The sequence below is a fragment of the Pseudomonas sp. SWI36 genome, from assembly GCF_002948105.1.
GTDB classification, from domain to species: domain Bacteria; phylum Pseudomonadota; class Gammaproteobacteria; order Pseudomonadales; family Pseudomonadaceae; genus Aquipseudomonas; species Aquipseudomonas alloputida.
Genome location: NZ_CP026675.1, coordinates 5162597 through 5173573, shown reverse-complemented (window position 1 = coordinate 5173573; position 10977 = coordinate 5162597). Strand labels below are relative to the sequence as shown.

At 58.3% G+C, this 10977-nt stretch carries 10 protein-coding genes; 8 read left to right on the top strand and 2 right to left on the bottom strand.

Annotated elements, in window-relative coordinates; all coding sequences use genetic code 11:
- Positions 1–251: 251 nt before the first annotated feature.
- The gene (locus C4Q27_RS24625; protein ID WP_104887498.1) at positions 252–1274 is read right to left on the bottom strand and encodes a zinc-dependent alcohol dehydrogenase family protein; all 1023 of its coding nucleotides are present in this window, start codon (positions 1272–1274) and stop codon (positions 252–254) included.
- A gap of 206 nt (positions 1275–1480) precedes the next feature.
- Between C4Q27_RS24625 and C4Q27_RS24620 the strand changes: the two genes are divergently transcribed.
- The 8 genes from C4Q27_RS24620 to C4Q27_RS24585 all read left to right on the top strand — a co-directional run bounded on the left by C4Q27_RS24620 (position 1481) and on the right by C4Q27_RS24585 (position 8270).
- Entirely contained in the window at positions 1481–2395 is a 915-nt protein-coding gene (locus tag C4Q27_RS24620; protein ID WP_003253946.1) for a LysR family transcriptional regulator, read from the top strand.
- Between the two features lie 233 nt (positions 2396–2628).
- Entirely contained in the window at positions 2629–2928 is a 300-nt protein-coding gene (hxsD, locus tag C4Q27_RS24615) for a His-Xaa-Ser system protein HxsD (protein ID WP_104887497.1), read from the top strand.
- Positions 2925–4412 carry a His-Xaa-Ser system radical SAM maturase HxsB gene (gene hxsB / locus C4Q27_RS24610; RefSeq protein WP_104887496.1) on the top strand — a complete coding sequence of 496 codons (1488 nt, stop codon included), beginning with the start codon at positions 2925–2927 and terminating at the stop codon, positions 4410–4412. Before hxsD ends, hxsB begins: the two co-directional genes overlap by 4 nt.
- Positions 4412–5647, top strand: a complete 1236-nt coding sequence (hxsC, locus tag C4Q27_RS24605; RefSeq protein ID WP_104887495.1) for a His-Xaa-Ser system radical SAM maturase HxsC — start codon at positions 4412–4414, stop codon at positions 5645–5647. Before hxsB ends, hxsC begins: the two co-directional genes overlap by 1 nt.
- Positions 5644–6252 (top strand): His-Xaa-Ser repeat protein HxsA, encoded by a 609-nt coding sequence (gene hxsA, locus C4Q27_RS24600; protein WP_104887494.1) that lies wholly within the window; start codon positions 5644–5646, stop codon positions 6250–6252. The genes hxsC and hxsA overlap by 4 nt, the downstream gene beginning before the upstream one ends.
- Positions 6253–6543: 291 nt before the next feature.
- Positions 6544–6861 carry a type II toxin-antitoxin system PrlF family antitoxin gene (locus C4Q27_RS24595; RefSeq protein ID WP_104887493.1) on the top strand — a complete coding sequence of 106 codons (318 nt, stop codon included), beginning with the start codon at positions 6544–6546 and terminating at the stop codon, positions 6859–6861.
- Between the two features lie 282 nt (positions 6862–7143).
- The gene (locus C4Q27_RS24590) at positions 7144–7722 is read left to right on the top strand and encodes an NAD(P)H-dependent oxidoreductase (protein ID WP_003253953.1); all 579 of its coding nucleotides are present in this window, start codon (positions 7144–7146) and stop codon (positions 7720–7722) included.
- A 164-nt stretch (positions 7723–7886) separates the two neighbouring features.
- Positions 7887–8270 carry a MerR family transcriptional regulator gene (locus C4Q27_RS24585; RefSeq protein ID WP_003253954.1) on the top strand — a complete coding sequence of 128 codons (384 nt, stop codon included), beginning with the start codon at positions 7887–7889 and terminating at the stop codon, positions 8268–8270.
- 69 nt (positions 8271–8339) lie between these two features.
- Here C4Q27_RS24585 and C4Q27_RS24580 read toward each other — a convergent pair whose 3' ends face one another.
- Positions 8340–10949: an RND family transporter gene (locus C4Q27_RS24580; RefSeq protein WP_104887492.1), complete on the bottom strand. Its 2610-nt coding sequence runs from the start codon at positions 10947–10949 to the stop codon at positions 8340–8342.
- Positions 10950–10977: the final 28 nt, after the last annotated feature.

Genomic DNA, 10977 nt, shown 5'->3' with positions numbered 1-10977 from the left:
GAATTGAAGATACAGTTCAGGGTAAAAAAACCATTCAGCATCCGTGTCAGTTCACAGTGACTCGCAAGGCAAAAGCGTTCAAGGCTGATTATTTGCCGGGATATTTCTGACATCCCGAAAACTACGGACTTATATGTAGTCCATATCGTGATTTATTGTAGGAACAGTCCTACTTTAAGTGTTGAATTACTTTATCCCGCGCACAAAAAACCCGGGACCTTGCCCGGGTTCGCCGCTTGCGCCATCCACCGTCAGTGATGCGCCATGTCCAGCACGACGCGCCCGCCGCACGGGCATTGGTCCATGTAGCGATGCGCCTCGACCACCTGTTCGAACGGGTACACCTTGATGATCTGCGGTGTCAGCAGCTGGTCGGCCGTGAACTGGTTGATATCGCGCAAGGCACGCTGCAGTGCCACCTGATCCTGGCTGATGCCAAGCTCTGGCTTGCCGGTGAAATTACCGATGCAGTGCACATAGAACTGAATGTTCTTCTGGAATGCCGCGCAAGCCGGGAACGGCGTCTGGTTGCCGCCTTGCAGACCATACAGCACCAGGCTGCCACGCGGCGCCAGCACATCACCCAACAGCGACATCTGCGGGCCGCCCAGGCCGTCGAGCACCATGTCCACACCACGGCCATCGGTGTACTTGCCAATCTGCAGCAGCAGGTCTTGCTCTTCGGTGACGATCACTTTGTCTGCGCCCAAGCCCAGCAGGTAATCACGCTGCGCCGCTTCCTTGGTGGCGGCGAATACTTTCAGCCCCAAGGCCCTACCCAGCTGCACGAAGGCAGGCCCGGCGCAATGGCTGGCATCGGTGACCAGTGCTGTCTGCCCGGCCTTGGCCCGTGCCAGGTCGACGTAGGCGAAATAGGCGATCAGCAGCGGGGTGTAGTGCACGCTGGCCTCGATCGGAGTGAGCACATTCGGGTAGCGCGTGATGGCTGTACGGGGCAGTACGATGACATCGCCGTACACCGGATGGTCGTTGGCACTGGTGGCCGGGAAGCTGGCGACCCGGTCACCGACGGCAATGTCATCGACCCCTTCACCAACCGCAGTCACCACCCCGGCCATTTCGTGACCGATCCCCGCTGGCAGACGCGCCTGGGACGGTGCCAGATTCTGGCGCCAAAGCACGTCATACCAGCTGACGCCAACCGCTTCGACGCGGATCTGCACCTCGTCGGCAGCGGGTGACGGTTCGGCCTGCTCTTCGCAACGGAGCACGTCGGCAGCGCCGAACTTGTGGAAACGGATCATGCGGGACATCGCATACCTCGCCTTTGTGAACCTCTAATTACCACTGACTCTATCCGGGCTTTGCCCGTTAGACCATCAGTGGCCATTAATAGTCGACATGCTTGTCATCGATTGGGCACCTGACTTTCCCTGCGATTGGTCCCCCTAAACCCGTGCAGGGTAACAGCCTTTGGCCTTAAGATTCACCTCTGCCCCACATTAGGCGAAGCGCACCGATGAATCGAAACGACCTGCGTCGTGTAGACCTCAACCTGCTGATCGTGTTCGAAACGCTGATGCACGAGCGCAGCGTGACCCGTGCCGCAGAAAAACTGTTTCTCGGCCAACCGGCCATCAGCGCGGCGCTGTCGCGCCTGCGCAACCTGTTCGATGACCCGTTGTTCGTGCGCACAGGGCGCAGCATGGAGCCGTCGGCACGGGCCCACGAGATCTTCGCCCTGCTGTCACCGGCACTGGATTCGATTTCCACTGCAGTCAGCCGCGCCGCCGAATTCGACCCGGCCACCAGCAATGCGGTGTTCCGCATCGGCCTGTCGGACGACGCCGAGTTCGCCTTGCTGCCGCAACTGCTCAAGCGCATTCGCGCCGAGGCGCCCGGTATCGTGCTGGTGGTGCGACGGGTCAACTACTTGCTGATGCCAACCCTGCTGGCCTCGGGCGAGATTTCGGTGGGGGTCAGCTACACCAGCGAACTGCCGGCCAACGCCAAGCGCAAGGTGCTGCGCCGCAGCATGCCGAAACTGCTGCGCGCCGACAGCGTACCCGGCAGCATCACCCTGGATGACTTCTGCGCCCGCCCCCATGCGCTGGTGTCGTTTGCCGGGGACTTGTCCGGGTTCATCGACGAAGCCCTGGAAGAAATCGGCCGCAAGCGCCACGTGGTGCTGGCGGTACCGCAGTTCAACGGGCTGGGGAGCTTGCTGGCAGGCACCGATATCGTGGCTACGGTACCGGACTACACGGCGGATGCACTGACGGCCGCCGGCGGCTTGCGGGCCGAGGATCTGCCGATACCCGTGCGCAGTTTCGAACTGCACATGGCCTGGCGCGGGGCACAGGACAACGACCCGGCGGAGCGGTGGCTGCGGTCGCGGATACAGATGTTCTTCGGGGATCCTGACAGTCTTTAGGCGTCGTCGGGCGGGCTATTGATGGATGCAGCTCCGACCGGACTCTTCTGCGAGTGGCGGTACCGGCCCTTAACTTTCAGCGGAACAATGAACATCCAGCCGGTGAACCTTTGACTGATTCTCCGATATCACGCTGCATAAGATATGTGCAAATGTAAAAAATCGTGATGGCATAATGCCTCGGCAAGCTGCAAAATCCACACGTTTCCAGCGGATTTGAAGGGGCGGTTCCGATGACATGGCCAGTCACGTTGAAACTCGACAGCGCAGCCTACCCGCTCAGCGTGGTGCAACGCGCCGCTTATTCCCTGGCCGACACTGTCGCGATCCAGGTCGGTATTGAAAACAATCAGATAAGCCTCACGGCCCACCCCGCTGAAGCAAGGCTAACGCTTTCCCCGGAGCAGGCTCACTCGCTGATCCTCCAGCATCTGAACGACTTCGCCCTACGCGACCATATCAACCGCGAAACAGTAGGGTTGCGTGAAATACTGGCCCAAGCCGCGCTTGCTGGATGTGGGGTTTCGCAGTGACACTGATTGCGACCGACGCCAAGCACTACCACTTGCTGCCCTTTCGATTCATGCGCATGAACACGGGACGTGACCGTGACATCCTGCTCACCTCCGATACCGGTGAGTACATGCACGTGAACGACGCGCAATTACGGGCCCTCAGTTACTTCGACGTTCAAACAGGTACGCCTTTTTACAAGGACCTGCTGGCCCGCCACTTCATCTACGAACCAGGCCGCCACGACCCGTTCCCGGAAATGGCCGCGCAGTATCGCAGCCGCAAGGACTTCCTCTTCCAGGGCCCAGCACTGCACTTGTTCGTAGTGACATTGCGTTGCAACCACACCTGCCAGTACTGCCAGGTGTCGCGTGCCCCTCTGGGAGGATCCGGCCACGACCTATCGGAAGCGGATGCACTGGCGGCGGTTGATCGCCTGTTCGAATCGAACGCTCCCGCCCTAACTGTGGAGTTTCAGGGTGGCGAGCCGCTTCTAGCCTTCGAGCGCGTCCGCCAGATTGTCGAATGGGTCGTTGACCGGAACGTGGTCGAACAACGGGATATCCAGTTCGTCATCACCACCACGCTGCACCACCTGACGGAGGAAATACTCGACTTCGCAGAACAAAATCGCATCCAGTTTTCAACCTCGCTCGATGGGCCGGCGCCCTTGCACAATGCCAACCGCCCTACCCCGTCACGAGACTCCTACGAACGCACTGTAAAAGGCATCCAGTGGGTCCGTGAGCGCCTTGGCCGTGATGCAGTTTCCGCGCTGACCACGCTGACTTCAAGAAGCCTCGAACAACCTGAAGCGATCATCGATGAGTATGTAAGCCAGGGCTTCTCCAGCATCTCACTTCGGCCTCTGAGCCCTTATGGGTTTGCCACCAAGAGTGCCCATCGACTTGATTACCCTATTGAGCGATACCTGGCCTTCTACAAAAAGGCACTGGCCTATTTGCTGCATATCAACCAACAGGGCGTATACCTCTCAGAGAGTTATACGAGCCTGTTGCTGAAGAATATCCTGACACCCTTCTCCTCCGGCTATGTAGACCTTCGCTCACCTGCTGGCGCAGGCATTGCGGCACTGGTTTACAACTATGACGGTTATGTCTATCCCTCGGACGAAGCCCGAATGTTGCTGGAAATGGGTGAAGACGGCTTGAGGCTCGGCACCGTGCAGCAACCCTTGTCTGAATTGCTCGCGTCGCCCGTTATGGATGCGTTGCTCGCCAGCGGTGTAGCAGAGACGCTGCCGGGCTGCTCCGACTGCGCACTTGTCCCGTACTGTGGTGCTGACCCCATCGAACACTATGCCCGCCAAGCTGACCCAATCGGACACAGAGTGTTCAGCAGCTTCTGCAAGAAGAACATGGGGCTGCTGAAGCACGTTTTCGGCCTGCTTTGCGATGGCGACGACAACGTGCAGAGGGTACTGCTGTCTTGGTTGAGCAGGCGCTCTTACAACGATGTCCGGTTTCCGGGTTACAGGGGCTGATGGCGATGCTGCGCAAAGATACCCACTTCGAAATCCATCACCTGAATGAGCCGAAACTGCTCAAGGTCATCACTCTGGATGAGTTCATCGAACAAGGCCTGGCTGTTTGTGCCGGAAGCGCGGAGTTCGGTGACCTGCTGCTTTGGCTGCCAAACGAAGAACGGCTACGGAGCCCGAACCTGCTCTCATTACCAGTGGGTGGATTCCTGATCCCGGAGCCATTGATCGGCGACTTCGACAGCACGCGGCCACATCTGCACACTCCTAAAGATGCGGACGTCGTGCAGCCCGGCGATGTCATTGCCATCACCCCAGGCAACGCGATGGTGCGAGTGCTTTATCGACGAGGCTCAGACAGCAACCTGCTGTTCATGACTGATCGTTGCAACAGCCTCTGTCTGATGTGCTCACAGCCACCCAAAGATATCGATGACCGTTGGCACATTGAGGAGAACCTACGGCTGATCGACCTGATGGACCCGGGCGAGGAAAATCTGGGAATCAGCGGCGGAGAACCCACGCTTTATCGCGACGGCCTGCTCGAAATCCTGGCCAAGTGCAAAGCCGTTTTGCCGCAGAAATCCATTCATGTGCTCAGCAACGGGCGTCTGTTCCAAGACCCGAGCTGGATCGCAGCGCTCTCTGCCATCGGCCACCCTCAATTGAGCTGGGGCATCCCGCTGTATGCCGACAATGCCGAAGACCATGACCATGTGGTGCAGGCTCCAGGAGCGTTCAGCGAAACCCTGCAAGGTCTTTACAACCTGGCGCGCGCCAACCAGATCATCGAGATACGCGTGGTGCTCAATCGCCTGACTACGCCACGCTTGCCAGAGCTCGCCCACTACGTGTTCAGGAACCTGCCCTTCGTGCGGCATGTTGCGCTGATGGGTATCGAAAGCACCGGCCTGGCCAGGAAAAACTACGAAGAACTGTGGATTGACCCGCTGGACTACCAAGAGACGTTGAGCCAGGCGGTGTATTTCCTGTTCAACCGCGGAGTGCCGGTTTCAATCTACAACTTGCCCCTGTGCCTTATCCCAGCCCACCTCTCGCATTTCGCCCGCCAGAGCATCTCGGACTGGAAAAACCTGTTCATCGATACCTGCCAGCAATGCGCTGCCGTCAAACATTGCTCTGGTTTCTTCAAATCCCACACCAACCGCTGGCAGAGCCGCGGCATAAAACAATTATCGACCGAGGCCTTTAGCGCCTACGCAAGGAGTGCACAGTGAAATTGCTCGACCGCTGGAAAGTCCTGATCAGTGGGATCAGCTTGCTGCCAATGGCAGGTACCACCCTGGCACAGGCGGGCCATCTGTCGCTCGCCGATGCAAATTGGCAACCCAACGACAAGCTACAGCCCCCGGTATTTGCCGATACGCTCAATGCGCCAGACACCGTCAACATCTATGCGGCACATCGCTCGCACAGTTCGCACCGATCCCACAGTTCGCACAGCTCTCACTACAGCGGCTCGGGTGGCTATAGCGCACCTCGCTACTACAGCCCACCCGCTACCAGTACCCGAAGCTACAGCGCGCCGAGTGCTTCGAGCAGCACCCCAAGCAGCAACAGCCTTTATCAGTCGTCTGGCACTACCAGCGGGACAAGTTCGAGCACTTCAAAGAGCCGCGCGACCAATGAGCAGAAAAGCAACCTGGTAGCCCGTGTGCAGACCGCGCTGATGGTGCGCCAGTATTACCAAGGCACCATTGATGGGGTGATGGGCAAGGCGACACGTGGTGCGTTGATGGCCTTTCAGATGGACAGTGGGCTGACCGTGAATGGCCGGATGGATACGCCATCGCTGAATGCGTTGGGGATCAAGATTCCATAAGTCGTTTCAGGCTAAAGCTAGCCTCCATTCAGCAACGAAGGAATTATCCAATGCAGCACATCATTCAAGTCGACGACACTCTCTGGGCATTAATCAGCCGCCTGCAAGGTAAGGAACTGCAAAACACCGTCGCGTAGCGACCGTTTCCGCATCGTGTCCCTGGAAGAGATGTAACTCATCCTGCGACGCTACTGAGCGTCCTCCCCGCCTATGCTTGATCAGCAGAAAACCAAGATTGACCATATAAGGATTATTCCTTACCGCTCAATCAATACATCCGGGAGAACGCTCATGCCTGCCATCCACGAAATCGCCACGTTGACCTCGAAGGGGCAGGTCACAGTGCCCAAGTCCGTTCGCCAGCTTTTAGGCCTCGACACGGGTGGCAAGATCGCATTCGCCGTACGCGCCGGGGAAGTCGTGGTCAGCCGCGTAGAATCCATCCATGAGGACCCTGCCATCGGTGCATTCCTGGGTTTGCTGGAGGCTGATATCCGAAGCGGGCGCAACCTCACCACCCTGCCGGAAGACCTGGCGCAAACCATGCTCGCCAATGCGGGCCACGCTGTAAATCTGGACGAAGATATCGACGGTGAGGTCGCGATCTGATGCTGCGACATGGCTGGACACTGTTGTTCCATGAAGGTGTGACTTAACAGCGACTGGGTGACGGATTGCACGTTCGACACCGCCCCCCTCGGTGCTTCCACTGTAATCCACTCGTAGCTGCCGGAAAAACGCACATTGCGTTTCTGCGCCCCCTCATTCAACGGTTTACCGGGCTCCACCCGAGCGCTACTGGACTGTCTGTCGCTACCACTAACCGGCAAGGCTTGACTCTACCGTAAGGGGCAGACTTTACCCTTGGCACTTCATTACCTGGAGTTTGTCATGAAGCGCAAACGCATGCTCGTAATCCTCGGCCACCCTTCGAACGACAGCTTTTGCGGCGCTGTGTCCGAACGTTATGTCGAGGCTGCCACGCAAGCAGGCCATGAGGTGCGCCTGCTGCGCCTGGATACCCTGGATTTCGATCCGGTCTTGCACGATGGCTATAACCAGATCCAGTTGCTTGAGCCCGATCTGATCAACGCACAGAACGACATTACCTGGGCCGAACACCTGACATTGGTGTACCCGATCTGGTGGGGCGGCATTCCGGCGTTGCTCAAGGGGTTCTTCGACCGCGTGTTTCTGCCCGGTTTTGCCTTCAAGTACCGCAAGGGCTCGCCTTTCCCGGATAAGCTGCTCAAGGGCCGCACGGCTCACCTTCTGGTGACCATGGACACGCCGCCGTGGTACTACCGATGGGTGTATCGCATGCCGGGCCTGCACCAAATGCGCAAGACCACCCTGGAGTTCTGCGGCATAAAACCTCTGAAAACCCTGACCTTCGGTCCGGTATTGGGCTCCAAGCCGGAACAGCGTGAAGCCTGGCTCAAACAAGTCCAGGCCGTCGCCAGCCGCTGATCGGCCCCGGTCGGGCCGTGCCCCTGCGCTGCCCAGCCGAACCACCCTGCTGTGACGCCTTGTTCAGCTTGGCTTCCCACCCCCTGACGCTTGTGCAAAAATGTCGCGCGCCTGTACGAGGACGCGACATCTTTTCGCTTCTGATGCGTCAAAAAGGGATTTTCATGTACATCGGCAAAGCCGCCCAGCTGTCGGGCACCACCGTCAAAAGCATCCGCCATTACGAAGAAATCGGCCTGTTGCCACCCCCGCAACGCGAAGGCAAGTACCGCATCTACAGCCAGCAAAGCGTAGAGCTGCTGACCTTCATCAAATGCGCTCAGCAACTCGGTTTCAAGCTCAAGGAAATGCAGGCCATTCTGCAGGATCATCGCGGCCAGGAGCTGCCCTGGGATCTGGCCATGCAGGCCATCGATAACAAAAAGCAGGAATTGATGGGGCAGATCCAGGCCTTGCAGCAAGTGCATGACGGCTTGGTTGAGTTTGAGCTGAGCCTCAAGGATGCTCAGATGCAATGCCAGTTCGAACACCTGGAAAAAGCCCGCTGAATCCGCTCCGCCGCCCCTGAACGGCCATGGCGCCCGGTGCCGTTTTCAGCACGCAGGCGCCCCGGCGATTTAGCCTGGCACAGCCCCACCCCCCGGCTGCTCGCCCTCTTGCACTGCTGGCTGCGGCACAATCGAGGCAAAGAACCACGGCGAAATCAGCGTGACCAACAAAATGGTCATGAAGCCGCTGGATGACAGCGCCAGTATCACCAATACCCCCAGGTCAATGACGGGTTTGTAGGCGGAGAACAGCAGCGCGACAAAGCCCATCGAGAAGATCACGACGTTGACCACCGTCGAGCGCCCGACGCCCTGCATGGCCATCAGGATGGCCTCGTCGATCTCGATGCCCTTCTGCACCAGCATCTTGATCCGTGACAGCAGGTGAACGGCGTAATCCACCACGCCCACCACCAGGAACGTCACCAGTGTGGTACCGATGTTCAACTCGATATCCAACAGGTACATGCTGCCGTACACCGTCACCGACGTGGTCAGCAACGTCAGCATGCCGAGAATGCCCAGGCGTACTGACTTGAGCCAGAACATCATCATCAAGGTCACGGCCAGCAACGCCAGCGAGAAGCTCAGCACCTGACCCTGGGTGATTTCCTGCAACACCCCGGTCCATATGTACGGCGTACCGGCATGGGTGACTTGCAGGTTGGCCGGTTTGTTGATGACCAGCCAGGCGTCCAGTTTATCGAGCATCGCCTGGTAATCGCCCGCCACAGAGGAGGTCATGGTGAACAGCGTCACCGCCTTCGAGTAATCGGCATTGAGCACGTTCTGCAAGTCAGTGCCGCCACCGTTCTCGAACATCATGATGTGTTGTTCGATGAGCGAGTTGCCATCGACATCGAAGGTCTCCGGTTTGCCGTCATCATCGACCACCGTCACCTGCTCCACCGCCTGCGGCACCCGCAGGAAAGCAGGGTTCATGTCGTTGAGCACGAGGTTCATGCGCTTGATGTAGGTTGCCACCGAATAGGTGTAACTCACGTTCGGCTGGGCCTTGATGAACTGGTCCAGACGGTCGAGGAACTGCACGGTTTCAGTGGTCAGCGCGCCACGCGGAGTCTTGGTGTCGAAAGCGATCCAGCCCGGCGATGTACCCGCGACTCCAGCCCGGTTGATGAACTCGTCGGACATCCGCACCGGGCTGTCCTTCTTGAAGTAGGCAATGCCCGAGTCTTCGATATCCACCTTGAACGTGAACACCGTCATCATCGCCAACAACGGCAGGGTCACCAGCAATACCGGCTTGCGCCAGCGAATCAGCCAGGCACAGAACACCACCAGATAGTGGGAGATCAGCGACTCTTTCAGTTGCACTTTGCGTGGGACGGCATCTTTGCCCCAGATCGAAATCCACGCCGGAATCAGTAGCAACGAGATGATCAGCGCCGCCGTCAGGCCGATGGACATGAATACGCCAAAGTTGCGGATGCTGACAATGTTGTTGGTGGTGGAAATCAGGAACGTCGCAATCGTCGTGACCGTTGTCAACACTACCGGCGTGACCATCAGGCGCTGGGTTTCACGGTTGGCTTCGCGGAAAGACTTACCCGAATTGAGCTGTTCGTAATACTCGGCCATGACGTGGATCGCGTCGGCACAACAGATGGTGAACAGGAACACCGGCAAGACACTGGTGAGCAAGTCCATCGGCACACGCAGCAGCGCCATCAGGCCAAGGGTCCAGATGGTGCAGAACAGGATATTGAACAGCGGCAGCACCACGCCAAGTGGTTTGCGAAAGAAGAAAACCAGCAGAGAGGTCACCAACAGGAACACGATCGGGAACAGCATCGCCAGGTCGTGATCGATGATTTCCTGCTGGGCCGCAATGAAGATCGGCATGCCGGCGATGAACACCTCATCGGTGAACTCCGGATGGGCGGCCTGGTACTTCGCGATGATCTCGCGGACCTGGTGATAGGCACGCAACTGGGCTTGAGCGTCGTCCTGTTTGGTGCCCAGTTCGGCGACGACCATGGCGACTTTCTTGTCCGCCGAGACGACGCCACCGACCATCTGCTCGTTGCCCATGATCTGCGCTTCGACCTTGATCGGGTCCATATCCAGGGCGTGCAGGGTCTTGTGGATCCACAACTCGCCATCGGCACTCAAGCTGATGTTTTCCAGATCAGCCATCGAGGCCATTTCCTGGATCGGGTTGAGCCGCTCGGCAAGAAACCTCAAAAACTGCAGGTCATGGCTGTCCCAGTTCCGGGCAATCCCATGGTCACGAAGCGCTTTGGCGGCAGCGTAGTCGTTCTGCGAAAAACCCTCGGCGAGGATCTGCACCAGCAAAGCCTGAGCATCAGGGTCGCCACTGTGGAGGCCGACGATGCGCTGCAGTTCGACACGGTCCTCATCGTTCGCCAGCATCAACCGGCGTATGGCCTGGGACAGCTCGAACTGGGCGTTCAACGACGTGGTGTTGAAGACACTCTCGGGGTTGTTCAGCGCCACCATGACCGAGTCATAGGTGCCGGTGAACTCGCGCTGCAAATCAATGATCGTCTTGCGCGCCGGGTGAGTGTCCTTGAGCAGATACGGATTGGTGTCCGACATCAGCGCGCCGAGGGTGTAGGTGAAGTAGGCGGTGATCGCCACCAGCACGAACACAATTGCCCGCGCATAGCGCTCGACGAAGTTCAGGTATCTTTCCATGAATGAGGGTTCCAGATGAATCGGGAGC

Excerpts from the sequence above, each read along its gene's own strand:
- C4Q27_RS24580 (WP_104887492.1), bottom strand. The coding sequence starts at position 10,949 with ATGGAAAGATACCTGAACTTCGTCGAGCGCTATGCGCGGGCAATTGTG.
- C4Q27_RS24620 (WP_003253946.1), top strand. The coding sequence starts at position 1,481 with ATGAATCGAAACGACCTGCGTCGTGTAGACCTCAACCTGCTGATCGTG.
- hxsC (WP_104887495.1), top strand. The coding sequence starts at position 4,412 with ATGGCGATGCTGCGCAAAGATACCCACTTCGAAATCCATCACCTGAAT.
- C4Q27_RS24625 (WP_104887498.1), bottom strand. The coding sequence starts at position 1,274 with ATGTCCCGCATGATCCGTTTCCACAAGTTCGGCGCTGCCGACGTGCTC.
- C4Q27_RS24595 (WP_104887493.1), top strand. The coding sequence starts at position 6,544 with ATGCCTGCCATCCACGAAATCGCCACGTTGACCTCGAAGGGGCAGGTC.
- C4Q27_RS24590 (WP_003253953.1), top strand. The coding sequence starts at position 7,144 with ATGAAGCGCAAACGCATGCTCGTAATCCTCGGCCACCCTTCGAACGAC.
- C4Q27_RS24585 (WP_003253954.1), top strand. The coding sequence starts at position 7,887 with ATGTACATCGGCAAAGCCGCCCAGCTGTCGGGCACCACCGTCAAAAGC.
- hxsD (WP_104887497.1), top strand. The coding sequence starts at position 2,629 with ATGACATGGCCAGTCACGTTGAAACTCGACAGCGCAGCCTACCCGCTC.